The sequence below is a fragment of the Streptomyces sp. RLA131 genome, assembly GCF_056270125.1.
On record NZ_JBWDOQ010000002.1, the window covers coordinates 641,679 to 665,658 of the forward strand.

The following is a 23,980-nucleotide window of genomic DNA, read 5'->3' on the forward strand; positions in this document are numbered from 1 at the left end:
GCGGCGACATGTCGGATGACCACACGAGCGTCCTGGTCTGCGGGACGGTCTCCGTGCTGCTCCTGGGGGTCGCCCTGCGGGATGCCGTTCTGGTGCGGCGGTTACGGCGGCAGGGGATACGTACGCGGGGCCTCGTGGTCGACAACGTACGGACCGGCGACCGTGGTTCGGGGCCCGAGTGGGCGCCGGTGATCGCCTTCGTCGACCAGCGGGGCTACCGGGTGGAGTTCACGCCGCGGATGCGCGGAACCGGGATGGGGCTGGCCACCGGGCGGGAGGTACCGGTGGTGTACCTGGCGGACGACCCGCAGGCCGCGCGGGTGCTGATGGGCCGGCACATGAGCGGGCCGGTACTCTTCCTGTTCCTCGGCGGTGCGGCGTTCCTGAGTGTCGCGGTGTTCATCGCCCTGTCGCGGTGACCGCCCCGAGGCAGCCCTTCATCACCCTCCGCCGCCCCGTCGGAGCCTGTCGGCGGCGGTCATGACGGACAACGCACACCGGTTGCTCACATTCCTTCATCACTCTTCACCAAATTCGACCAGAAGATCTTCACGTTGGGTACCATGGCGCAGCTCGTGGTGATCATGTTCAACTCCCTTGAGGAGGAACGCAGTTGCGTGCCGATGACCCAGAAGACTTTTCCCCCACACGGATACGCCCCTACTTGCCGGACGGCACCAGGAGACCGGCGGGCGGGGAGAGACAGCCCCTGCCGGAAGGTCTGCTGGCACTGTTCGAGACGGCCGACCAACCTCACCCGGTAGCGGAGGAGTGGACCGACCTCACCCGGGAACAGGGGCCGCGTCACTCCACCGGGCTCCGGCCGGCCCGGTACCGCCTGCGGGCCTCCGGACTCGTCGCGGCCGGCACCCTCGCGCTCGTCGCGACGGTGATGGGCACCCGCGGACCGCAGCCGGACACCGTCGCGGGCGCGACCAGCAGCGCCGGAGTCGGGCCGCACCTCAGTCCCGGACTCGGCCAGGCGGCCCCGGCGTTGCCCTCGACGCCGGACCACGCCGCCTCGCTCCCCACCGCGCAGGACCGTATCGAGACCATCGCCTCGGTATCCGAGCTCACCCCGGCGACGGTTCCCGCGAAGCACACGACCACGCCTTCCAGGGCCGCCGCGTCCAAGCCCTCCAAGGCCGCCGCGTCCACTCCCCCGGCGTCCGCGCCGGTTGCCGCCGGCGGCCCGAAGCACGCGGCACCCAGGCATGCGGGGGCGAAGCGCTCCGGTCTGCGGCACGCCATGTCGTCGTCATCGACCGGCTCGCACCGGCTCGACCAGAGCGGCAGCCGGGGCAAGCACCGCGCCCAGCAGCACAACGGCGAGAACGGCCACCAGCACCGGGGCCGCCACCGCCAGCAGGCCTGAGGGCTGTCCCAGGCGCCCCCGGGTGGGGCGGGCCCCCGAGAATTCTCCGTCTGATCGTCAGGACGCTTCCATTGGCGGCCACTTGGTGAGCCCGTATCCCTGGAAGGCCCGTTCCGTCGTGCACGGCGCCTGCCAGGGCGCGACCCAGGTGTGCATGCTGTGGCTGTCGAGGGCACCGAACACGCAGGCATGACGCGTGCCGAGCGCGATCAGGCCGATCTCCTGCCGCACGGCGATCGACCGGGGAATGTCGGCGCTGATGTGCGCCATACGTACGAGTGCGGCCACATAGCGCCGGGTGGGATAGGCGTCGCCCCCGCCCGCCGACATCTGTTCGGTGATCCGGTCGGCGAGGGCGCGCTCGTCCCGCATCGTGCCCCTGACGGTGGCCGGGGGCGACGCGGTGGCAACGGCGACACGGTCGATGACCGGTTCGTCCGGCAGGCCGGGCGGGCAGACCACCGTGCTGTGCTCGATGGTGTAGACGTGACCCTGCCAGGAGTACCGGTAGCAGACGTGCACCAGCGTGGCCTCGCCGCGGGAGGCGCCGAACTTAGGCATCGCGGAACCGACGAACAGGACGTCGACCTCCAGGTCCCGGCGACCGTCCGTCACCCTCGACCGTACGTCCAGCACCGAGCCGCCCCAGCGGTCGGCCTCGTGGTCGAAGGTACCCTCGTTGCCCAGACCGAAGCCCCCGTTGGGCGAGTTGAAGACGATCGCCAGGGAGTCCTGCAGTAACTGTGCCGGTCCGACGGTCCCGGCCCGGGCCGCGCCCTCGTTGCCGGGGTCGTGCAGCGGACTGACCCAGTAGAGACCGAACAGCACCAGCACCGCCAGCGCGAGCCCGACGGCGCACCCGGACGAGCACCCGCTGCCACGACCGCCACCGGAACCCGCTTCACCCATGTGTCGTCCCTCCCCCGCCCCTCACGAGCTCCCGCATCATGACAGCCGGGGGCGGTACCTGGCCTGAGTACGGATACTCAGGCCACGGCGGGATTCACAGCAGCGCCCCCACCGGGGCGTCGAGGACCGCTCTCAGGTCGTACGGGGACAGTGTGCTCCAGAGCTGGTCGAGGTCGCGGAGGACGGCGGGGGTCAGCGGTTCCCCGTCGTGGCCCCGGCCGTCGAGGAACTCCCGGAGCCCGACCTCACCGCCTCTGGCCGTGGTGTACGGCGGTACGGCGTGGCGGGTGAGGACCAGCGGCCCGGGGCCGTCGGTTCCCGGCCGGGACACGAAGTGCGCGCGCGCGTGGTGGAAGTGGCGTTCCTGGAGGCCGCCGATATCGATGACCACCGGATCGTCGGGGACGGCGGTACCGCGTTCCAGCTCCAGCGGGACTCCGCCGCGGTCGTGCAGCAGTGCGTGCGCGGCCGCGTAGAGCAGGGTCTGCTGCTCGGTCCGGCTGCCGCCCTTGGTTTTCAGCCTTTCGAGGATGTGACCGCGTTGACCCGGGGTCAGTTCCGCCACCAGCTCGCTCAGCAGACCGATCGCGACGGCCGGTGAGCGGTCGCCGTAGACACCGAACCGGCCGACCGGGGCGAGGTGCCTCAGGAGACGGTCCAGACAGTCGGTGAGCAGGGCCTTCTCGTCGGCGACGGTGTCCTCGGGCATGTCGTTGATGCGGCCGCCGAGCGAGCCGGTCAGCACCACCTGGAGGTACGGGGCGCGATAGGCGGCAGCCGACACGCGGGCCACCATGTGCACGGCCGGGAGTACATAGCTCAGTGCCCGCAGCGGAACACGGGTGGTCGCGCCGAACACCACCCGCAGCACGACAGGCGAACGCACCGCGCGGGCCGCGGCCCGCAGCAGCGGCTCCACGCCCTGCTGGGGCAGTCCCTTGATGTAGCCGTGGCGCCGGGCCTGCGCTCCGATCACGGCGTCCAGCACGCGCGGCCGCAGCCGGTTGACCTCGCCGCTGTCGTACGCGGCATCATGGGGCCGGAAGGCGGCCAGGAAGCGGCGGACGTCGGCATCCGCGAAGTCCTGGGCCTCGTTGTCCCTGTCGAGCAGCGGAACTCCGCGCAGGATCGCGGTGAGCAGGTTTTCCTGCTTCTTTCCCAGGGCCGGGGCCAGACCGGCGTGGGATACATTAGGCATCTTACCTGACAATTCATCATAGTAGCCGCGAAGGGCCCGACTTGCTGTGCGCGGATTCTGCCACGGCCGTGACACGCCCAGTGTGGGAAACTGGAAAGCAGGTACGCAGGCCCAACCACCGGGGGAGAGTGGGTGACCCTGTACCGCTACGCCGTCAGCTATCTGCACGGCAGGGACGAAGCGTGGGTGTCGAGGTTCCTGGGCGAGCTCCAGAGCCGTCTCGACGCCGTGGACGGGACGGGATTCGCCCGGATCACCCCGCCGAACGGGCGGAAGGGCGGCCCGGACACCGAGTCGTACGGTGTCGGTACCGCGGATGTCGTACTCGCCCTGTGCAGCCCGGCCTACTTCAGCGAGGGCCCGGCCGATCACGACTGGGCCGTCCTGGTCTACCGCCGCAGTCTGGGACAGGCCCGCACCGGCACCGCCCCGCAGACCGTCCTGCCGCTGATCTGGGAGCCGATCGACCAGCGCCTGCCCGAACCGGTCGCCGTCGCGGACACCTTCACCGCCGGGCAGCCCCCGGAGTACCGCTCGCTCGGTCTGGCCCTCATGACCATGCAGGCTCCCCGTTACCGCCGTGCGCTGGACGCGGTCCTGTCGGGGATCGTGGCACACCTGGTCGCGGCGGTCGAGGGCGTCGCACCGGCCCCCCGCTACGAGAACCGGCCCGCGCACGAACTGCCGCGAGGTCTCGGCGCGGACGACCTGTCCTTCACCGAGCAGTTCCGCAAGGAGCTGGCCCCGTACGCCACGGCACCGTTGAGCCGCCTGCTCCGGGTCCCCGGCGACGGCGGTACGCAGGAGACCGTCCCCGGGGAACGCCTCCCGGAGCTGGGACGGCGCTTCCTGCTCGTCGGCCCGGCGGGATCGGGCCGCAGCACCGAACTGGCCGGGCTCGCCGCACGGATACTCGGCGAGAACGAACAGGCGCCGGGCCGGAGCGGCCTGGTTCCCTGGGGCTGCCGGGTCCCGTTCCTGCTGTCGGCCGCCTCGGGAGCCCTGCCGCCCCTGGACGGACTGGCGGCGGCCCTCGCCCCGGCCGTGAGCCGGCAGGAGCCGGCGGGCTGGGCGGCACGCCAACTGCGCGCCGGTCAGGCCTTCGTGGCCGTCGACGACCTCGACTCGGTGCCGGCGCGCAACCGTGCCGCCACCTGGGAGTCGGTACTGCGTCTGCTGCACGCCCATCCCCAGGCGCCGTGCGTCATCGTCACGAACGGCACCGAGGTGCCCTGGGAGCGGCTGGACGGCCTCTTCCGCATCGCCTTCCTCCAGCCCCTGGACCCGCCCGGCGTCCGCACGCTGCTGGGTTCCCTCGCGGGCTCCGGAGCCGGGGACCAGCGGGTGTCCGAGCTGCTGGTGCGGCACCTGGAGAGGGACCCGGTGCTCGGCGGGATCGCCGGCCGCCCGGCCGCCGCCGCCGCGATCTGGCGGACCGCACGCGGCCATGGCCACGGCGACGGCCACGATGACGGCGACGATGACGGCCCCGCCCCTGAGGGGCTGCCGCCCCGGCTCCAGCTGCTGCGCTCCGGGATCTCGGCGGTGTGGCGGCGGGATCCGGTGGACGGCGCTCCCCCGACGTCCGCGGTGCGCGACGGCACGGACCAGGTGCCCGACAGCGTGCTGCGCGCGGCCGCCGGCGGCCTGGCGGTCGCCACGCTGGGCCTCGACAGCTCCGCCGTGCCCCTGCGGACGGCACTGACCGCGCTGGGGAAGCAGCAGGTCGCCGGGGCCTCGGGGGCCACCTCGCCCGAACGTCTGCTGGCCGCGCTGGCCGATGTCGCGGGCATGCTCTTCGGCACCGGCCCGGGCAGCGTCGCCTTCCCCGATCCGGCGGTCAGGACCTTCCTCGCCGCCCATCACCTCGCCGTCGTACGGGATGTGGACGCCGAACACCTCGTCGCTCAGCAGCACTCTCCCGAACTCGTCGAACTGGTACGTCGGTTACGTACCGCCGAGGTCCGGAGCGGGCCGGGCCGTGACGGGCTGACGGTCCTCGACCGCCCGCTGCGAAGACTGGTCGCCGCCCGGCGTACGGCGGTCGAGCCGCCCCCGGCGCCTGCCGTCGTCCGGTCACGAGCCGAGCTGCGGGCACTCGTCGGCCGGGTCGAGGTGCCGGAACTGCGCTGCGAGGGACCCGTCGACGGACTGGAGGAGTTCCTGCACCGGCTGCCGGGCCTGCGTGCGCTGGTACTCGCGGACAACCCCCGGCTCACCTCGCTGCCCCGGCTGACCGGGTGCCGGTCACTGCGCTCACTGCGGGTGCTGCGCTGCCCAGCGCTGCGGGACCTCGCCGCGCTGGAGTCCTCCACCGTCATGTTCCTGACCGTCGCACCATGGCCGCCCCGGCTCGGCCACGAGAGCCTGTACCGCACACCCTGGCTGAGCCGTGTCGAGCTGGAGGCCTCCGGGGCCTCCGGGGAGCAGCCGCCCGGCCTGCCGGAGGTGTCCGCCGCCCTTCCGGAGATACGGGTGCGCGCGGGATGCCCCGACTGAGGGGGCGGGAGATCTTCAAGGGCGGCCGGGGTGTCGGCTACAGTCGTCCGGAGGGCGATTCGTAGTACATGGGAGCTGGGGGAAGCAGTGGGCTACGTCAAGCTTTTCGACCCCGAGTTACTTGAGGAGTCCGGCAGTCCCCCACCGGCGTGCCCCGTCCAGGGGCGCAGCGTGGCACGGCCCGACGACCAGGTCTATCTCTTCGACGACCGTACCGTCCTCGCCGTCAACATCGCGCTGGCCACCGGCCGTCCGCTGCTGGTGCTCGGCCCGCCCGGCTCGGGGAAGTCGACCCTCGCCCCGAACGTCGCCCGGCTGATGGGCCATCGCTACTACTGCGAGGTCGCCACCGCGCGCACCGAGCCGCACGACCTGCTGTGGCGGGAGGAGGCCTTCCGGCAGCTCAACGACGCCCAGCAGGGGATACTGGAGGCCTCCGGGTCGCGTGCCTACTTCCGTCCCGGTCCGCTGTGGAAGGCCCTCGATCCCGGGATGGACGACGAGGCCTCCCCGGAGCGGCGCGGCCGGCCCGCCGTCGTACTGATCGACGAGATCGACAAGGCGGATCCGGACGTCCCGGACGCCCTGCTGGATCCGCTGAACAACCTGCGCTTCGAGGGGCCCGACCGGCGGATCGTGTCGGCCTCCCCGGGGATCGGGGCACCGCTCGTGGTGATCACCAGCAATGAGGAGCGCGAGCTGTCGGCCGCCTTCAGGCGCCGCTGCATCCCGCTGACCCTGCAGGCCCCGACCCGTGCGCACCTGCTGAAAGTGGCCCGGTTGCACATGGGCCAGGACTACGACGCCGTGCTCACCGGGGAACTGGCCGAGGTGTTCGAGAACGGTTCGGTCTCCGCACGCCCGACGGCGAGCACCGCGGAGTTCCTGGACACCCTGAGGGCCTGCCGGCAGATGGGCCTGACGGCGGACTCGCCGGAGTGGCGGGCGGTCGCGGGGTTCGCGATGGTCAAGACCGCTGCCGACGTCCCACCGGCCGTATGAGCCGCAGTCAGGTCCATCTGGGGGACCTGCTGCGGGCGGCGCGCGTCCTGGAGGTGTCCAGCACGGACGGGCTGGCCGGGCTGGCCTCGGCCATGGGACTGGAGTTCGCCCCCGAGCGGCCCCGTGACGCGGCGTCCGCGGGCGGTCCCGGCGCGCCGCCGACCGGCTCCCGTCCGGCGCCCACGCCCCGGCAGGTGTCCGGCGGCCGTCCGGTGCCCGTGAACCGTCCGGCCGGCGATCGTCCCGCCGTGAACCGTCCGGTGCCGGACGGCCGCCCCCGCGCGGCGGAGCCCGTACGGGATCCGGTCGGCGCAGCGCCGCAGGCCGCTCCCGCGGCGGCCGCAGGGGCGGTTGCCGCCACCGGTGCCTCGCTGCTGACGGTGCGTCCGCCGCGTCCGCCGGCCGGAGCGACCGAGCCGGGCCGGCAGCCGGCGCCGGAGGACACCGGCGGGCCGCCCGGCCCCGGGGACGGCCGGAGCGGCGAGATCTTCGGCACGCCGTGGACGGCGCAACCCCCGCCTCCCGCCTCGCCGTGGAACCCGCGTACCGAGCGCGCCATCCTGCTCGCGGTGGCAAGTACGGACGTGGCGGGAAGGACGGTCGACCATCCCCGGCTGCTGGAGATGGTCATGCACGGGCTGGCCGGCGGTCTCACCCCGCACCCCCGTGTCCCCTACCGGCGGCGGCCGACCACCCGGGCCGGGGTGCATCTGCTGCTCGACCGCGGGGAGTCGATGCGGCCGTTCCGGCACGACCAGACGTGGATCGCGCAACTCGCCGCCCGCATCCTGCCCCCCGGCCAGCTCAGAATCCTGGACTTCCGCATCACGCAGGGCGCGAGCGGTGACGGCGGACGCGCCTGGGAGCCGCACCCGGTCCCGCCGCACGGACAGCCGGTCCTCCTCATGTCGGACCTCGGCCATCTCCAGCCGCCGCTGCCCGGCCGCCACGGCTCCTCTCCCCCGGACTGGGTGCCCTATCTGCGGCGGCTGCGGCACGCGGGCAACCCCGTCACCTGCCTGACCCCGTTCCCACCCCAGTCGTACCCGGCCGCGATCCGGCAGACGGTGACGCTGCTGCCGCTGGACCGCCGGACCTCGGTGCGGCTGGCCCAGGCGGAGACCCGCAGGGACCGGCGCAGAAGAGGGCGGGGCACATGACCGTCGCCCCTGAACGCGGCAGCGCCTTCCGGCTGATCGCCGAGCAGCGCCAGGGCCAGCCCGATGTGGTCCGGCTGGCCCAGTCGCTGTGCCTCGCCGCGCAGGCCGAGCCCTACTTCGTACGGGAGGCCCGGCTTCGTTTCGTACCGCTCAGCGGCATCGGCCTGGAGGCCAGGCTGTGGTTCTCGCCGCTGGTGGAGGCGGCGGACAGCCGCGCGCTGGTGCTGTACCCGGAGGTGAGCGCGGAACTGCGGCAGGAGCTGTCCTCCCACGACCGCGACTTCCTCGGCTCGGTACGGGACTTCACCCGCTCGGCGCACCGCTGCGCACCGCCTCTGGTACGGAGCTTCGAGGAACTGCTGTGGCGCGGGACCGTCGAACCGGAACCCTCCGAGGCCGATGTCGAGCAGGCGCTGGCCCCCCTCGTCCACGAGATACGGGGCCATGGGAACCGGGCGGCGGAGGCCAGCCGCTGGGTGCTGCGCTTCCTGCCCAGGCTGCCGCGGGGCGTGCGGGAGGCCGCCGCCGCCTGGCAGCTCCAGGTGATGGCCGCCGAGCGGCTGGGGATGGATCCGCCGCACAGCCTGGTCGCCCGGGCCGGCGAGGGTGACGTACGGGCGGCACGCGCGCTGGTCCACAGCGAGGTGGACATCGGTGTGCGGGCGGAGGCCGAGGGCATCGTGTTCACGCGTCCTCCGGAGCGGGACGCCCTGGTCTGCCAGGCGAGCGGCGCCGCCCGGGTCAGGCTGCGGCTGCGGGGCGCGCTGCCGGGCGCCGGCTGGCACGAACTGGACCTGCACGACGGGGAGCGTGCCGCGCTCGGTGCCGGCGTCGTAGCCGAGGCACTCGCCGACGGGACGGTCCTGACCGCTCAGGCCGAACTGGGCGGCACCGTGCGCTCCGCCCGGGCCGGTCACCGGGGGGCGGTGGCGGTGACCGCGGACGGGCGGACCGTGCTGCGTGTCGACGACGGCGATGCCGTGCTGTCGCTGGGACTCCCCGGGACGCCGCGGCTGCTGGCCGTGGCGGACGCGGGCCCGCCCGCCACGGCCGCGGTGACCGGGAGCGGCCTGCATGTGGTGACGACGGCTCTGGACGGGGCGGCGGACAGTGTCCTTCACCGGCTGCGGGCCGAGCCGGCGGCGCTGGGCTGGTCGCGGGCGGAGCAGACGGATGTGCTGTGCCTGGCGTCGGGGACCGAGGTGGTCCTGGCCCGGGACGGCGACCCCCGGCGGGTGGTGGGCGTGCTGTCGCACTCCGCCGAGGTGGTGCGCCTGTGGTGCTCGGCCCGGGCGGGGGTGGTGGCGGTGGCCGAGGCGGGCGGTGCGGTCACCGTGCACCGGCTGCCCTCCGGCGACGGGACCACGGTCCGGGTGCGCGCGGCCGGACCCGAGGTCACCGCGCTGGGCGGCGACCCGGCGTCCGGGGCGGTGGTGTGGGCCGGCGCTGACGGGACGGTCCACGGCCTGCCCGGCAGAAACATCCGGGAGGTCCACGACGACGCGGAGTCACCGGCCGTCGCGGACACCGCGCGGGCCCTGGGCCTCCTGCCGGCGCCCGCGACCTCGCTGACCGTGCTCGCCGGCGCCGGCCTCGTCGTGGCGGCGGACGGCGGCCCGCGTCTGACGCGGCTGCCGTGGCCGGCGGGCGGGGCGGCCACCACCGTCCCGGTGTCCTTCCGGGTACGGGAGGTGCACCCGGCGCCGGACGGACGGCTGCTGCTGACCGGCACCGGCGGGGAGCTGGAGATCCGCTCCGAGGACGACCGTACGCATCTGATCACCCCCGGCCCGCTGCCCGTCTCCCCGGACGGCTCCGGGCCCGGCTGGCTTCATGACACGGTCGGGATGTCGCTGCCGGGAGGGGATTCGGCGCTGCCGACGCGGATCCGCCGCTGGGGCGTCGGCCACGTCTGCCTGTCCGCGTCGCTGGAGCCGGGCTCCGGGCGGTTCGCCGCGTTGAGCGGGCAGGCCCGCGAACAGACCCTGCGGGTGATGGCGGATCTCCGGCCGCCGGATGCGACCGCCTCGGCCGCGGACGTACTGGAGCGGGCGTACGGATTGCTGGAACAGCGGGTCGACGGCCTCCGGCTCATCGGTGACGGCCACTGGCCCGCCGCTCTGGTGCGGCGGCTGCGCCATCTCGTGGACGCCTATCCGCAGGTGGCGCTGGTGGCGGCGGCCGGATCCGACGCCACGGGGGCGAGCGGCACGGACAGCGGCGGGGGCGCGGACAGCGGCCGGGGAGCGGACGGGGGCGGGGCGAGCGGCGCGGGCTGCCATCTGACCGTCGGGCCGCCGCCCGACGGTCCCGCGGCGGTGACGGGCCCGGGGCGGGTCTGGGCCCTGCCCGGCACCGTGCCGCACCTGCGGGCGTGCCTGCTGCTGGCCCTGCCCGGATGCCATGAGGTCCCGCACACCCTGCTGGCCTCGGCCGCGCCGGGTCCGCGGCGGCTGCGTACCCTGCTGGCCGCGCGGGCCGGACAGCTGGCCCTGCGCCACGGCGGGGTCGAGGTGGTGCCGGCCGGTGAGCCGCGGGTCACCGCCGTGCTGCGGCACCACGCCGGTCAGAGCGTGCTGTGCCTGACCAGTTCCGCCGGTGTCCCGGTCACCGCGCGTGTCCCCGTACCGCCCCCGGAACCGCAGGCCGAGCTGATCGAGATCGCCCGCGACGACCCGGACCCGCCGGCCCGCGCGGCCCCGGAGGTGATCCGGCCGGCCGGTGGTGTCTTTTCCGTCGCCCTCGGCCCCGGCGGCACGCGCTGGTTCCGGCTGCGCCCCGTACGACACCCGCACCCGCATACGACGCCGGTCGCGGCGAACCCCGCCGGTTCGCCCGCCCGTTGACGTCCCGAAAGAGCGCGAGGAGTGCCATGTCCCGTCCCCACGTCTTCCTCAGCCGCAGTGAGCCCCAGAAGTGCGGCTGCAGCTGCTGGCCCGCGCGGCGTGCCGTGGTGGACCTGCTGGTGGAGGAGGGCTGCGAACCGGTCGTCGTGGACCGGGACTCGCTGGTGCCCGGGCAGGACTGGATGGAGGCCATCTCCGACGGAATGGGGAGCGCGCACGGCATGCTCCTGATCGTCTCCGTCCACGCCATCCAGTCGCCGCACGTACAGAACGAACTCGCCATGGCGGAACTGCGCAACCGGCACGACGGTTTCCCGGTGATCCTGCTGATGCTGCCGGAAGTGGACCTCCAGGCACTGGAGAAGAGCCGGCTGGGGTCGCTCAACCCGACGCGGCGGCAGACCGTGGAGTGGCCGGGGGACGACGACATGGAGGCCGTACGACGCGGCATCGCACCGCAGTTGGAGCTGATGCGTGCGGGGCTGAACGGGTCCCGGGTCCACCACCGTCTCGTCCATCATCTGCGCGAGGTGGACGATCCCAGTCTGAGCCGGGCCGGTTCGACGCTCGGTGTCGCGCCGGAGATGCTGTCACCCCTGATGCGTCACCGGGTGGCCTCGGGGCTGCTGACCGAACGCAGGAGTGAACCCGAGGCGGATCCGCTGCGCGCCGCGCTCACCGAGCTGCTGCCGCTCCAGGCGCTCACGGCCTCACGTGAGCTGATCGAGCTCAGCGTGACCCATGCCCGGGTGCCGGCCGCGGACGCCTCCCGGATGCACGAGGTGCTCCAGGACGCGCCGCCCCGGTTCGCGGTGCTGCCCGCGCGGTCCACCGAGACCGCGCGGCGGTACGTCCACCGGGCCAGCGAACAGCCCCTGCCCTGGGATCACTTCGTGGTGCCCATCACCGCGGGGGACGGCGTCCTGAACAGCCTGGTGGCCGGCATCCAGGACCTCCTGGGGGATGTCGACGTCTACGACGAGGAGACACTGCGGGAACACGAACGGGACTTCGGGCCGGTGGTGGTGATCGTGCCGCATCCTCCCGACCCCGATCTGCTCCGGGGCCTCGGCGACGCCTTCCCGGTGGGCATCCTGCTGCTGTTCGTCGTCGACGGAGAACTCCTGGGCGCCGCCGGGGCCCACACCCGGCTGGACGGTCTGCCGGAGCCACGGGAGGAGGAGATGAACCGCACCGTACGAAGATTCGTCCGCAAGTACGCGACCTCCTGGAGCAATTGACCTGCCTCCTCCCGGGACCCCTTCCCGGCGGGTCAGATCGGAGGCATCTCCAGATCGAAGTCGATCCGCTGCCGGGCCGCCATCGCACGGCAGGTGGGATGCCGCACCCCGAACTCCCGCTCGGCGTCCAGCGCGGCCTTGCCGAGCAGTGCCAGTGCCTCCGGGTCCCCCATGAGATGGCGGTCCAGCGTGACGTTGTACTGCGCGCACAGCACCCGCGGATGGTGGTCGCGGTAGAGGGCGCGGTAGCCCTCGTAGGCCTTCTCGTCCTCGGCGAGTGCCTCCTCCCGGCGGCCGAGTTCGGACAGTACTCCGGCCCGGTTGGCCCGGCAGGCCACCGTCGCGGGATGGGTGTCGCCCAGGTCGTCCACCAGGTGCTGGAGTGTGTCGTCGGCGAGCGCCAGGGCCGCCTCGGTCTGGCCCTGACGCCGGTGAATGATCACCAGGTTGGTTGCCGCCGCCAGGCTGAAGGGGTGGTTCCTGCCCAGGGCCTCACGGTAGTGCTGGAGGTTCCGCTCCCCCAGGGCGAGTGCCTCGGTGCCCTTGACCGGGTCCGTCGCCGACAGTGCCAGCAGGTCGCAGGCGAGGTTGGCCGCACAGGACATGGTGGCCGGATGGGACTCGCCGTAGCTCCGCCGGTACAGGTCGAGCGTGGTACGGGTCAGGACCTCCGCCTCGGCGTAGTCGCCACGGCGGCGGCGGGTCACCGACAGCGAGGCATCGGTGCGCAGGACGTCCTCGGAACGCTCACCGAACAGGGCCACCAGCCGTTTGCGGACCTCGATGAGGAGATCGAGGGATCCCTGGTAGTCGCCCGTCTCCCTGAGATCCAGGGCCACACCGTTGGCACAGGCCCAGGTGAGCCGGCTCTGCGGCCCCATGGCCTGCCGGGACTTCTGGTAGGCGTCCGTCGCGACGTCGAGCGCCGCGGACGGCCGGCCCACCAGGTTGAGGGAGACGCCCAGGTTGTTGGCGGCGCGGATCGTGTCCTCGTGGTCGGGGCCGAAGTCGGGGCTGTCGACGTAGTGCCGGTACGTCTCCCGGTCCGACTCGTACGCCTCGACGTAGCGGCCCAGTCCGCGCAGGTCGGCGCCGTAGTTACGGGCCGTCACCAGCGTGTAGCCGTCGGCGGGTCCCAGCTGCTCGCGCTGGCGCCGCAGGGTGTCCTCGTCGAGCTGGTGCGCGTCCTCGAAGCGTCCCAGGGAGCGCAGCGGGTTGGCGACCTGTGCCGCCAGGCGCAGGGTCAGCTGGTGGTTCCTGCCCAGTGAGCCGGACCACTTGCTGAGCGCACGGCGCCCCAGGGCGGCGGCGGCCCGGTGGTCCCCGATCCGCCACATGTCGCGGACCTGCCGGACGACCCACTCGCACACCCGGGGATCGGTGCTGCCGATCGCCCCGGAGGGTTCGAGGTGGGGCAGCAGTTCGGCGAACCGCTGGCGGGCGGCCGCGCTGTCCTCCAGGAGGGAGGCCGACGGCAGCGCGCCGGCGAGCACCAGATGAGCCTGGTGCCTGGTCCGTTCCAGCCGCGTGGGATCCTCTTCGAGCCATTCGCGGACCGCTGCCTGCAGCAGCCGGTGCACCTGGATGGAGCGGCTCTGCTGGTCCACCCGGGCCAGCGCGTAGCGCCCCAGGTCGCGGATCAGATAGCCCATCACCATGGGGTCGAGGACGGCGCTGTCCCCGGATTCCTCGGCGAGGTGGTTGCGCATGCCGTCGCTGTAGAGCAGCGAGTGCGCGATCGGCTCGGGGGAGAGGAAGGAGCACAGTTCCAGCAGCCGGACCGCGGCGGGACGTTCCTCGCCGAGCCGGTCCACCGACAGCCTCCAGACCGCTGTGAGGGACTGCTGTGGGCCGTCGCCCTCACTTCCGCCACTGGTCAGGACCGCGCTGACGCGGTTGCGGACCTGGTCGAGGTAGGTGTCGACCGGCATGGCGGTCTGCCGCAGCCACGCGGCCGCGAGCTCCACGGCCATCGGGAGGTCACCGAGCTCCACGGCGATCCGGTCGGCGTCCTCACGCGACAGTCCGTCCACCCGGCGTCGCAGCAGTGCCACGCTCTCCGAGCGGGTGAAGGCGTCCACCTCCACCGCGACCTGCGCCGACACCTGGGGCGAACGCCGGGCCGTGACGATGACATGGCCCGGACCGGCGTTCGGAAGGTAGCGTTCCAGATCTACGAGTCCCTCGTCCTGGCTCCTGCTCTCGACGTTGTCGAAGACCAGCAGCCAGCGGCCCACATCGCCGTTGCGGAGCATCGCCAGTGTGGTCTGCACCCGCTCGTCGACGGTGTCACCCGGCAGGCCCAGCTCCGAGCCCAGGTCGGCCAGGAGCTGCGGAATCCGGTCGGGCTGCTCGGCGGGGATCCAGTACACCAGGTCGTACTGCGCGCCGTAGCGGTGCACGTACTCCTGGGCGATCTGGGTCTTGCCGATGCCGCCGAGACCGTAGAGGAAGACCCGGCCCACCGGGGTGTCCACCCGCAGCGACTCGGTGTTCAGGTCGGACCGCAGACGGTCGAGTTGCGCGTCGCGGCCGGTGAACGCGTTGTTGCGCGGCGGCACGTTGAAGACACCGGGGACAAGGCCGGGGTAGGCGGGCCCGTCGGTGGTGACCGAAGCCGGTACCTCCAGGTCGAGCAGCAGGAACAGCTGCGCCAGCGCCTGGGTGGCCGACACGTCGTCGAGCGAGAATCCCGGCAGCCCGCGCAGCGCGACCTCGGGTGAGTGCTCGCGGGTACGGAGCCCGATGATCCTCGGCTTGTCCGGGGCGGCCACCAGGGCACGTACCTCCTCCGCGACGGGTGTGGTCGCGAAGTCCGGGGACAGCAGGGCGATGACCACGTCGGCGTTGTCCGCCGGGAGGGAGGGGAACTCGGTGGACGGGCTGCTGCCGCGCAGGGAGACGGCGATGCCGGCCGTCTGGAGCTGTGTGGCGATCCACTCCGCCCACGCTCCGTCGCGCAGCGCGAAGTCGAGCCGCACCCGGGGGACGGCACTCCCGCCGGGGGTACGGACCCGCTGGAAACGGGCCAGCAGCTGTTTGCGCACCGGCTCGTTGATGGGCCGGACCGCCGTGATCTCGCCGTCGGTGATGGCCGAGGTGAGGCGTTCGTAGGCGGCGAGCAGGGTGGTCTGGCTGCGTGGCGGGTCGGCGACGGTGGCCAGGACCTCCTCGTAGGCGAAGAAGGGCTTGTAGGGGATCTCCACCGTGCCCCAGTAGCCGTCAGGGTCGGAGGCCCGGGGAGTGTCCTTGAGGAACTCGTGGAAGCGCTGACGGGCGTGGTCCCGGCTGATCGCGAGCTTCTCCTGCTCGGCGTCCTCGACCCGCATCGGCACCGGGAGGATCTTGACGTGGGGGGCCGCGCGCTTCACGTCGCGGGCGACGTCGGCACCGCCGTCCACCGACTGGGTGTTGAGGGTGAAGCAGTTGACGAGGACGTCCGGGAGCAGCAGCGTGGTGATACCGGAGGTGTCACTGAATCCGGTACGGCTGTCGATCAGGGCGTAGTCGTAGTTGCTGCGCATGTCCTCCCGGAGGGCCTGCAGGAACGCCGCGCCGTCCCGTCGTTCGTAGAAGCCGCGCCAGTCGTAGGTGTTGATGGTCTCGGAGTACTCGGGGGTCCGTCGCCCCGACGAGACGAAGTCGATGTAGCCGCCGTCGGCGAAACTCCACGACAGGGTCGACGCGAAGCGCTCCACCCGGGCGTGCTCCCGGTACCCCTCGCCCGGTGGTCGGGGCATGAGGAGGTCGAAGCCGCGGACCAGGTCGATCACTCCGGGAGTGGAGTCGAGCTCCGGGTCCCCGAGGAACGGCGCGAAATAGCGGTGCAGTCCCGGTGCTTCCAGGTCCCAGTCCATGGCGAGCACGCGTTTGCCGTTACTGGCCAGGATCCAGGCCACGTTGGCCATGGCCATGGTGCGGCCGGTACCGCCCTTGAAGGAGTAGAACGTGACAACCGTGCCGGACTCCTGGGTGCCGGCGTCACCCGAGTCGAACTTCATGAGGAGCGCCTTCCAAGCAAGGGAAACGTGGCGAGGCCGCTGGCCGGCGTCGCCGGTGACCGCTCGGCCTCGGTGGACTTCATGGCGTCGTTCTGCAGGCGGACGAGTGCCTTGCGCAGCGCCGAGGTGAATTTCTCTATGTCCGGCAGGCTCCAGCGCTGGTACTCGGTGACGCCCCCGCGCAGCAGCGGCAGTACCTGGTCGAGAGCCTGGTCGAGATCGGCCGCCTGCTCGACGGATTCGGTGTCGTCCCCGCTGCGGGGCTCCAGCACGGTGGTCGATTCGGGCGATCGTCCGTCGACGGCGGCCAGCAGCCGCTGCTTCTCCCGGAGCCTGGTCGTCCAGGCGTCGACCAGCAGCACCACGAGCTGTTCGGGGTCCTGTTCACGGCTGACCTGTTCGATCGTCTTGTCGTCCAGGGCCAGCACGGTCGGGGTGAGGTCCAGCGTGGTGGCGGTGTCCTTCACCAGGGAGACCAGTGCCTCGCTCTCGCCCGGGGCATAGGGCGACCATTCCAGGGGGGTCTCACCGTAGTACTGGCGGGAGCGCCGTTCGACGGGCAGTTCGCTCTCGGCCGCGGACGCCATGACGAAGCTGACCGCCCGGCTGCCCGGCGGGACCGCGGGCCGGGCGGCGGTACGGATTCCCGCGGCGTCGAACCCGTGGACCTCGGGAAGCTGCTCGCGGGCGGCGGTGATGCGGTCGGCCAGGGCGTTCAGCACCCCTTCGTAATCCCGCTGGTAACGGGCCTTCAGCCGCAGCAGATGCAGGACGCCGTCCCGCTGGTAGGACTGCGACGGCACGGCCAGCGGCGGGTAGGGGAAGGCGGTGCCGAGCGGATGGGCGGGGTCGGGCTCCCACATCACGGGGACGACGGCGTCGGCCCGCCGGCCGGTCCTGGACCAGTGCACATCGAGCCGCTGCTGGAAGTAGGTCCATTCCGCGACGCAGTAGGACTGGCTGAAATAGCGCGGTGAGTGCAACGCGACCAGGACGGTGGAGGCGCTGAGCAGGTCCAGGGGCGCGTCGAGCGAATGGGGCCCGCCGCGCACCCCCACCGATTCGGGAGGGCGGCCGGTACGGTCCCCGACCGTGGTGCACAGATCACGGAAGAACGCCGCGACCCACTCCTCGTCGACCCTGCGGACGTGGCTCAGGTAGAAATGGCTCACGGCGACTCCATGTGCGCTGCCCGGTCCCAGGACGTGCCCGGCCGCGGTGAGAGCCGGGCGCAGGACGAGGGGATACCGCCAGGCCCGTTGCTGCCGGTCACGCCGCGCCGACCGGTTGTTCGAATATGACGGAAATAGTGGGATTCATCCCTCGGTGCACAATAGTGGGTATTCTTCACACTCTCGCCGTGCCACCACGCTGCCCTGTCCACCCGTTCCCCCTCTCCTCGTCTCAATGGATGGCTTCCCTTCGCACTTGGCCGCAGCCGCCTCACCTCTCGCCGCGCCCGCAGGGTCGGGTGGCGGGGGCCTGCCCGGCGGGCGGACAGGAGGCGCGACGTCGCGCGACGTCACTCGATGGTGGGATTCGTCGCCCGGGCCGCCGACCGGGTGAACGGCGGACGGACCGCGGACGGGGAAGCCGCATCTCGCGGCCTCGTCCGCCATCGCTTCGACGAAGCGCGCGCCCAGTGAGGTCGGGGCCGGGTGGTTCCGCAGCGTCAGCAGAGCGGCGGTCACCTGGCGGCCGTAGTGGTGCAGTCGTGCCTCGGCGTCGTCGGCGCGGGCACCGTCGAGCGTCTGCCGCCTGCGCAGCCAGAACTCCAGCAGCGCCAGGTGGGCATAGGTCCCGGTGAGGACGGCGCCGACGGGACGTGGGTCCGGGCGCCAGCCGACCCGGTGGCGGGTCCGGTCGTGTGGATCGGTGAGATCGGCCAAATCGGTGAGAGCTCCCAAGGCTATGTGGGCGGTTTCGTGGACCACGGTCTCGGCCAGCCGCACCGGATCCCGCTCAGGGGTCGTGGCGACCACCCCGAAGGCCTCCCGCGCGGAGGAGCTGCGGCTCCGGCCGTGCGGCTCCGGGCGCAGCGGCACCAGCGCCGTCCACAGTCCGGCGGCGGCCGCCGCGCGTTCGGGATTGAGGCGGGTGAGCAGGCACCAGGCCGCCGTGACCGAGGCCTGCCAGGCGGCCAGTTGTCCGGCCGTCTGCCGGGGCTGCACGGCGTGGTGATACGCCTCCCGGTAGGGATCGGTGTCCTCGATCGCCACCGACAGCCGGGGCCCGCCCCCGCGCGGCGCGACGGTCACGCCGCGCGGCGCGAACCGCAGTGCGCCCTCGCCGGTCCGTTCGTCCCCCGGCCCGAGTGCGAGCGTCCGTCCCGGAAGCTCCAGGACCCAGCCGTCCAGCCGGACCTCGCGGACTCCCTCCGGCAGCAGGACCCCGCCGAGTGTGGGCAGCCAGAGCAGACCGCCGGGGACCGGAAGCGTCAGGCGCGGATGCAGCCCGCCGCATAACGCGGCGGCGGCCCCGAGGGATCCGAGCCGGGCGAGGTCCGCGACGAGACCGGACGTGGAGCCCTTGGTGTTGAGCGCCCGCAGGCACCGGCCCAGCCAGACGCCGACGTGGGGATGGAGCAGTACCCGGTCGAAGGCCCGTACGTCCGACGTCCGCGCCCGGGTGCACAACTCCCAGCCGGCAGCGGCCCCGGAGACGGCCCACAGCTCGGGTGTCCTGCGCCGGGCGGTGTCGGTGACCGCCTTCAGCATCAGCAGGCGTCTGCTGAGCTGGCCGTCCCGTAACACCTTGAGCGCGGACTCGGCGGGCCGGCAGCCCGCCAGCGCCTCGAAGTCCTCCGCGGTCATGCGCAGCGGCGCAGGCGCGTTCACGACACCCTCCCCAGCAGCGCATGGGCATCCGCCACGACGCGGTCCCGGATCCGGGTGGTGAGCAGCAGCAGATCGGCGCAGTAGACGCTGGGGTTGGCGAAGCCGGTGCGGGGGTGGAAGCGGTGCGCGCGAAGCCCTCCGCCGCACAGCCGCACCACGGGGCAGCTCCGGCAGGCTTCGGCGAGTGCGTCACGGCCGCCGCCCCGGGCCGCCATGACGCCCGGGTGGCGCGCCACGGTGTCGAAGTCGTGGTCGGCGATGTTCAGCCCCGTGGCGGCGGCACCGTGGTAGGCGGCCTTGAGGGAGTCCGGTAACTCGATCGACCCGTCGCTCTCCACCACGACGAAGTTCGAAGCGGCCAGTCCCACGCTCTCGGAACGGACCTCACCGCCGAGTGCCAGATCCATGACGTTCTCGAACAGCCGGATACGGGTCTCCCGGCGGGGCGCGGAGTACCAGCGCTCGAACACCGCCAGGAGCCAGTTCGCGTACGGCGTCCGGTCCGGATCGTGGCCGGGCGGTGGATGTTCCCAAGTCCCGTGCGGGAGAAGGAAGTCGATCGCCGGCGGGGCATGGGAGATCAGTGCGTCGTACACCTGGACGGGATCGTTGGCGATGTCCACCGTGCACAGCAGTCCGCTGTACAGCGCACGGTTCTCCGGTCGCCTCAACAGGTCCATCCCCCTCTGGACGGCGATGTAGCTACTCCGTCCGTTCCGGGAACGCCGATGGCGGTCGTTGGCCCTGCGGTCACCGTCGAGGCTGACCCCCACCGACACCTGGTGCCGGTGGAACAGTTCCAACCAGAGAGGATTCAGGAGTGTTCCATTACTCTGCACGGAGATATCACATTCAGCGGCCCCTTGCAGCCCCTGTCTCAGCGCTGAGACAAGGTGTTCGACGCGTGGCATGCCCGCGAGCAGCGGTTCTCCGCCGTGCAGCACCACCCGAACCGCCTTCAGGGCATGGCTGCGCGCGTGCTCGGCTATCCTGGCGGCCAGCCGGTCCGCCGTACCGGCCGAGATCACCGTCGGCTTGTTCCTCCAGGTGCTGTCCTGGAGTTCGTACACATAGCAGTGGTCACAGGCCAGGTTGCAGGGTTGGGCGACCTTGACCACCCACTCGGTGAAGGGCTCCATCTCCCGCACGTGCCACCTCCCGCTCTGCGGTGCCCGGCGGACGCGGTCTGCGGCCTCCCATCAGATCGCCGACGAAAAGGCGGCCACGCCCGGGAGCCGGCCGTCCACGGCGTCCCGGAGGACCCGCAGCATGGATGCGCGGACCGCACTGTCAGGCAGGTCATCGAGATCCGCGGTCGCCGCACCACGCAGGTTCACCACATCGAACTCCACGTCAGTTGCCGACGTCTCCACAGGCGCCCCCGTATTCACTCGCACCGCCGGGCCCGTTGTCGTCCCGGACCCGTACGGATGTGGACGTGTGCCGTTGCCACAACACGACTCGCGGAGTGCCGGGTTGCGGGCAGGGTGATGCGGTTCTTGTCTCAGGGAAGCACACTGGTCACGCCTCGGCCAGAACGCACGGCACAATCGGACCCTCGGTGGCTCAATACCGCCGGACCGGCCCAAAGACGTCGATGCGTCACCCCGTGCTGGCACTCCGTCACACTCCACGTCACGATGATTCCCCCTTCTTTCATCGTGAGGTGCACCGTGTGGGCCACCACTCCCGGACCGAGCACGACGATAGGCAACGACGACCTGCCCCTGCTCTTCCGCGCCAACGACCAATGGGCACTGAACCGGCAGAGCGAGTCCTTCCGCGCCACGCGAACCCAGTTGACGCTGCTTCTGCTCGCCACGGTCTTCGCCACCCTGGCCGGGCATTTCAGTACGCACTTCCCCGAAGCCATGGCGGCGGTGCTGTACGGGCTCACCGTCGCCATGACCGCCCGTACCTCGCGGCGCCGGGCTCGGGCCCACTGGCAGGCGCACCGGGACGCCGCGGAGACCGTCAAGTCGCTCGCCTGGCAGTACATGGTGCACGGCGGGCCGTTCCATTCCCGGCTGGCCGATCCGGACGCGATGTTCGCCGAACGGCTGGACGAGCGGCTGCGCGAGCTGCGCCGGGTCGGCTGGCAGAGCCCGGAATCCGATGCCCCGGCCATGATGGCCGGTCACATCACGTCGGTCATGCGGGCGGTGCGGGCCAAGCCGTTCGAGGCGCGACGCGACATCTATCTGCGTGACCGGATGCTGGAACAGCTCGTCTGGTACAGGAACCGGTCGGGGCAGGCGCACCGGTCGGCGATCGGCTGGTCGGCGGTCACGACCGTGCTGACCCTGCTGGCCCTGGTCGCGGCCGGTCTGAGAGTCCTCGACATCGCCGCCGACTGGGACCTGACCGGGCTGCTGGCGGCGGCTGCCGCGACCGGCGTGGCCTGGCTGGAGATGCGGCGGCACCGGCCGCTCTCGTACGCGCACGCGCTGGTGGAACAGGACCTGGAGACGCTGCGCATCGCCATGGGCAAGACGGTGAGCGAGCAGCAGTGGTCCGAGGCCGTGACGGACGCCGAGCGCCTGATGTCCCCTCAGTACACCGACTGGCTCGCGCGGTTCGGGTCCTGACCGGACCCGGGGGCGTACCGGGGGCGTACCGGGGGCGCGCGGGGCGCCGTGGCGGCGCCCGGGTCAGACGCGCCGCACGCCGGGGCTCCACAGGACGCTGACGGGCACCCCCGAGCGCAGCGCGTACTCCACGATGTCCCCGGTGCCGCCCCGGCCGCGCGCGGTGTGCCCGTCCCACACGGCGACCAGCCGGTCGGCGTGGTCGACGATCCAGCAGCCCGCCGCGTAGTACGCGTCCTCATGGGTCGGCTCGACCGGCAGGTCCACGCGGGTCGTACAGGACTTCAGCAGGTGCCGGAACGCGGCCCGGGCCTCCTGGCCGCCGAGGCTGTCCTCGTAGTCCATGCCGGGGATCACCGCCGTGACGGGCAGGCCGAGTTCGAGGGCGGTGGCCGCGAAGAGCTGATCGGCGCCCGCCGCGAGGCAGCTCAGCGCCTCGACGGATCCGGCCCCGGCCTGACCGGCCCGACCGGCGAGTCCGGCGAGTTCGGCGCGGATCCCGGTACGCACGGACTGCATCGCGGCCGCGGGGATGTCACGGTGCCCGGTGACGCCGATTCGGGTCATACGGTCCATCTCCTGCGGTCGCGTACCGATCCGTCGTGCTTCGGCCCACGCTAGCGAAGGTTGGCTCGACTGCGGTCGGCCCCGGCGTGGAGATGCTATTCGAACCGGGTTCAACAGCCCTGAACAGCGCCGGCCGGCGGCGCACCGAAGCCCCGGCGGTCCGGGGCGACATGTGCGGTCGACCCTGGTCTTCCGGGGCTTCGATGTGCGGTGGGAGAGGCTCACGCCCGTCCTCCGCCACGTCCTGGCTCGCGGTCTCGGCCGCTCACCGGGACGGCTGTGCCGTGGTGCCTAGTAGTACATGAACGTCGGGTACAGACCGTTCGCGTCGCCCATGGTGATGAGGCCGCCGGCACCGACGTGGTGGCTGTTCGCGGCGGCGGTCACGGCGTAGACCGAGTCGTAGTTGCCCATCCAGTGCCACGACCTGGCCAGTACGGCCTTCTTGACGGCACACGTCTTGAGCTGGGCCGCGTTCTTGGCCGTCAGCACTTGGCCGGCGACCGCGGTCCCGCAGACGGACTTCGCGGGCACGGGAGCCTTCGGCGCTGTGACGCCTGCGGCCGACGCCGGGGCACCGGCCAGGCCGATCAGCATCGCGGTGGGAGCGGCCGCCAGGGCGAGAGTACGAAGGCAGTTCATGGTTCACCTCCATGAGAGGGGCGGGCACTCGAAGAATCGAACGCCCGCGGCCACACTAGGTCGGCCCTCTCCGGGTCCGCTATCCGGTGCACCCGTTCGGGTGACGGCCGGCCTCGCCCCACCGGCCCCCGCCACCGGCGCCCGCGCAGGCCGGGGCTCAGTCGTGCGGGACGACGGCGACGGGGGCGGTCGCGTGGTGCAGCACCGCGTGTGCCACGGGGCCGATGTGCGGGCCGAGGGGGATGTCGCGGGCCCGGCGGCCGACGACCACCAGGCTCGCCTCGGCGGCCGCGTCCACGAGGTGGTCGGCGGCCCGGCCGGCCACGGCCCGCGCGGTCACCGGCACCGCGGGGAACTTCTCCCGCCAGGGGCGCAGTGCCGCGCCCAGGGCGGCGGTCTCCTTCTCGGCCAGCGCGGCGTTGAGTCCCGGGTCGATGGCGGCGCCGTAGCCGTAGTAGGCGGGCAGGTCCCAGCTGTGGACGACACGCAGTGTGGCCCGGCGACGGGCGGCGGCCTCGAAGGCGAACCCGATGACCGCGTCGCCGGGCCGCCGGGTGTCCAGGCCGAGTACGACATCGCGGTACGGGGACGTGGTCGAGGGCAGGCCGGCGGCGTCCGGCAGGTGCTCTTCCTCCGCCGTCTCCCCGGCCCGTACCAGCACCACCGGACAGGTGGCACCGGCGACGACCGCCATGGCGACGGAGCCGACCAAGAACCCCGCGATCCCGCTCAGCCCGCGCGAGCCCAGCACCAGCAGCTCGGCTTCCGCGGCGGCGGCCAGCAGCGCCGGGACCGGCGGCTCGGCGATCTGGTCGGTGGTGACCGGCAGCCCGGGGTAGGCGGCCAGCAGTGCCGCCTCCGCCTCGCGCGGCACGCGCTCGGCCCAGTAGCGCTGCGGATCGGTCCCGGCCAACGGGGCGTGGGTGTACGGCTGCCACTCCCAGGCGTGCACCAGTCGCAGCGGCAGATCGCGGCGCAGCGCCTCACGGGCGGCCCAGCCTCCTGCGGCCAGGCTTTCGAGCGAGCCGTCCAGACCTGCGGTGATGGTGCGCGGCATGATGGCCGACCTCCTCGGTGGGTTGTGCTTCCAGCGTCCCGGCCCGCGGAGCCGCCGG

Annotated in this window: 18 protein-coding genes; 8 read left to right on the top strand and 10 right to left on the bottom strand. The window is 72.5% G+C overall.

Going from position 1 to position 23,980, the window contains the following annotated elements:
• The first annotated feature begins 8 nt into the window (after window positions 1-8).
• Window positions 9-419, top strand: coding sequence for a DUF3592 domain-containing protein (locus RWE79_RS03690; RefSeq protein WP_475938548.1), 411 nt, complete (start codon window positions 9-11; stop codon window positions 417-419).
• A 245-nt stretch (window positions 420-664) separates the two neighbouring features.
• Window positions 665-1,375 (top strand): hypothetical protein, encoded by a 711-nt coding sequence (locus RWE79_RS03695; RefSeq protein WP_475938549.1) that lies wholly within the window; start codon window positions 665-667, stop codon window positions 1,373-1,375.
• A gap of 57 nt (window positions 1,376-1,432) precedes the next feature.
• Here RWE79_RS03695 and RWE79_RS03700 read toward each other — a convergent pair whose 3' ends face one another.
• On the bottom strand, window positions 1,433-2,284 hold the full coding sequence (locus RWE79_RS03700; protein ID WP_475938550.1) for a hypothetical protein: 852 nt from the start codon (window positions 2,282-2,284) through the stop codon (window positions 1,433-1,435).
• A 94-nt stretch (window positions 2,285-2,378) separates the two neighbouring features.
• Window positions 2,379-3,482 (bottom strand): hypothetical protein, encoded by a 1,104-nt coding sequence (locus RWE79_RS03705; protein WP_475938551.1) that lies wholly within the window; start codon window positions 3,480-3,482, stop codon window positions 2,379-2,381.
• Between the two features lie 132 nt (window positions 3,483-3,614).
• Here RWE79_RS03705 and RWE79_RS03710 point away from each other — a divergent pair, with 132 nt between their 5' ends.
• The 5 genes from RWE79_RS03710 (at window position 3,615) to RWE79_RS03730 (ending at window position 12,230) form a co-directional block, all read left to right on the top strand.
• On the top strand, window positions 3,615-5,981 hold the full coding sequence (locus RWE79_RS03710) for a large ATP-binding protein (protein WP_475938552.1): 2,367 nt from the start codon (window positions 3,615-3,617) through the stop codon (window positions 5,979-5,981).
• A gap of 171 nt (window positions 5,982-6,152) precedes the next feature.
• Window positions 6,153-6,983, top strand: a complete 831-nt coding sequence (locus tag RWE79_RS03715) for an AAA family ATPase (protein WP_475938553.1) — start codon at window positions 6,153-6,155, stop codon at window positions 6,981-6,983.
• A complete protein-coding gene (locus tag RWE79_RS03720; RefSeq protein WP_475938554.1) occupies window positions 6,980-8,143 on the top strand; it encodes a hypothetical protein in 1,164 nt (387 codons plus the stop codon). The genes RWE79_RS03715 and RWE79_RS03720 overlap by 4 nt, the downstream gene beginning before the upstream one ends.
• Window positions 8,140-10,989 carry a hypothetical protein gene (locus tag RWE79_RS03725; RefSeq protein ID WP_475938555.1) on the top strand — a complete coding sequence of 950 codons (2,850 nt, stop codon included), beginning with the start codon at window positions 8,140-8,142 and terminating at the stop codon, window positions 10,987-10,989. The genes RWE79_RS03720 and RWE79_RS03725 overlap by 4 nt, the downstream gene beginning before the upstream one ends.
• Before the next feature lie 26 nt (window positions 10,990-11,015).
• Window positions 11,016-12,230 (top strand): toll/interleukin-1 receptor domain-containing protein, encoded by a 1,215-nt coding sequence (locus RWE79_RS03730; RefSeq protein ID WP_475938556.1) that lies wholly within the window; start codon window positions 11,016-11,018, stop codon window positions 12,228-12,230.
• A 32-nt stretch (window positions 12,231-12,262) separates the two neighbouring features.
• On the opposite strand, the gene fxsT is transcribed toward RWE79_RS03730, so the two are convergent.
• The 5 genes from fxsT to fxsA all read right to left on the bottom strand — a co-directional run bounded on the left by fxsT (window position 12,263) and on the right by fxsA (window position 20,420).
• Entirely contained in the window at window positions 12,263-16,231 is a 3,969-nt protein-coding gene (fxsT, locus tag RWE79_RS03735; protein WP_475938557.1) for an FxSxx-COOH system tetratricopeptide repeat protein, read from the bottom strand.
• The gene (fsxC, locus tag RWE79_RS03740; RefSeq protein ID WP_475938558.1) at window positions 16,228-17,403 is read right to left on the bottom strand and encodes an FxsC protein; all 1,176 of its coding nucleotides are present in this window, start codon (window positions 17,401-17,403) and stop codon (window positions 16,228-16,230) included. Before fsxC ends, fxsT begins: the two co-directional genes overlap by 4 nt.
• Window positions 17,404-17,547: 144 nt before the next feature.
• Window positions 17,548-19,068: an HEXXH motif domain-containing protein gene (locus RWE79_RS03745; protein WP_475938559.1), complete on the bottom strand. Its 1,521-nt coding sequence runs from the start codon at window positions 19,066-19,068 to the stop codon at window positions 17,548-17,550.
• Window positions 19,065-20,207 (bottom strand): FxsB family cyclophane-forming radical SAM/SPASM peptide maturase, encoded by a 1,143-nt coding sequence (locus tag RWE79_RS03750; protein ID WP_475945580.1) that lies wholly within the window; start codon window positions 20,205-20,207, stop codon window positions 19,065-19,067. Before RWE79_RS03750 ends, RWE79_RS03745 begins: the two co-directional genes overlap by 4 nt.
• 60 nt (window positions 20,208-20,267) lie before the next feature.
• Window positions 20,268-20,420: an FxSxx-COOH cyclophane-containing RiPP peptide gene (gene fxsA, locus RWE79_RS03755; RefSeq protein ID WP_475938560.1), complete on the bottom strand. Its 153-nt coding sequence runs from the start codon at window positions 20,418-20,420 to the stop codon at window positions 20,268-20,270.
• Window positions 20,421-20,729: 309 nt separating this feature from the next.
• On the opposite strand from fxsA, the gene RWE79_RS03760 reads away from it, so the two are divergent.
• Entirely contained in the window at window positions 20,730-21,656 is a 927-nt protein-coding gene (locus RWE79_RS03760; protein ID WP_475938561.1) for a DUF4231 domain-containing protein, read from the top strand.
• Between the two features lie 63 nt (window positions 21,657-21,719).
• Here the strand turns inward: RWE79_RS03760 and RWE79_RS03765 are convergent, their stop codons facing one another.
• From RWE79_RS03765 to RWE79_RS03775, 3 genes are all read right to left on the bottom strand, one after another.
• Window positions 21,720-22,223 (bottom strand): hypothetical protein, encoded by a 504-nt coding sequence (locus RWE79_RS03765; RefSeq protein WP_475938562.1) that lies wholly within the window; start codon window positions 22,221-22,223, stop codon window positions 21,720-21,722.
• A gap of 291 nt (window positions 22,224-22,514) precedes the next feature.
• Complete coding sequence (locus RWE79_RS03770; RefSeq protein WP_475938563.1) at window positions 22,515-22,865, bottom strand: hypothetical protein; 351 nt, start codon at window positions 22,863-22,865, stop codon at window positions 22,515-22,517.
• A gap of 157 nt (window positions 22,866-23,022) precedes the next feature.
• The gene (locus RWE79_RS03775; protein ID WP_475938564.1) at window positions 23,023-23,922 is read right to left on the bottom strand and encodes a universal stress protein; all 900 of its coding nucleotides are present in this window, start codon (window positions 23,920-23,922) and stop codon (window positions 23,023-23,025) included.
• Between the last annotated feature and the right edge of the window lie 58 nt (window positions 23,923-23,980).

Bases quoted from the DNA above. Each gene is read 5' to 3' on its own strand.
- RWE79_RS03690 (WP_475938548.1), top strand. From the start codon at position 9: ATGTCGGATGACCACACGAGCGTCCTGGTCTGCGGGACGGTCTCCGTG.
- RWE79_RS03730 (WP_475938556.1), top strand. From the start codon at position 11,016: ATGTCCCGTCCCCACGTCTTCCTCAGCCGCAGTGAGCCCCAGAAGTGC.
- RWE79_RS03705 (WP_475938551.1), bottom strand. From the start codon at position 3,482: ATGCCTAATGTATCCCACGCCGGTCTGGCCCCGGCCCTGGGAAAGAAG.
- RWE79_RS03700 (WP_475938550.1), bottom strand. From the start codon at position 2,284: ATGGGTGAAGCGGGTTCCGGTGGCGGTCGTGGCAGCGGGTGCTCGTCC.
- fxsT (WP_475938557.1), bottom strand. From the start codon at position 16,231: ATGAAGTTCGACTCGGGTGACGCCGGCACCCAGGAGTCCGGCACGGTT.
- RWE79_RS03770 (WP_475938563.1), bottom strand. From the start codon at position 22,865: ATGAACTGCCTTCGTACTCTCGCCCTGGCGGCCGCTCCCACCGCGATG.
- RWE79_RS03775 (WP_475938564.1), bottom strand. From the start codon at position 23,922: ATGCCGCGCACCATCACCGCAGGTCTGGACGGCTCGCTCGAAAGCCTG.
- RWE79_RS03750 (WP_475945580.1), bottom strand. From the start codon at position 20,207: ATGGAGCCCTTCACCGAGTGGGTGGTCAAGGTCGCCCAACCCTGCAAC.
- RWE79_RS03765 (WP_475938562.1), bottom strand. From the start codon at position 22,223: ATGACCCGAATCGGCGTCACCGGGCACCGTGACATCCCCGCGGCCGCG.
- RWE79_RS03720 (WP_475938554.1), top strand. From the start codon at position 6,980: ATGAGCCGCAGTCAGGTCCATCTGGGGGACCTGCTGCGGGCGGCGCGC.
- RWE79_RS03725 (WP_475938555.1), top strand. From the start codon at position 8,140: ATGACCGTCGCCCCTGAACGCGGCAGCGCCTTCCGGCTGATCGCCGAG.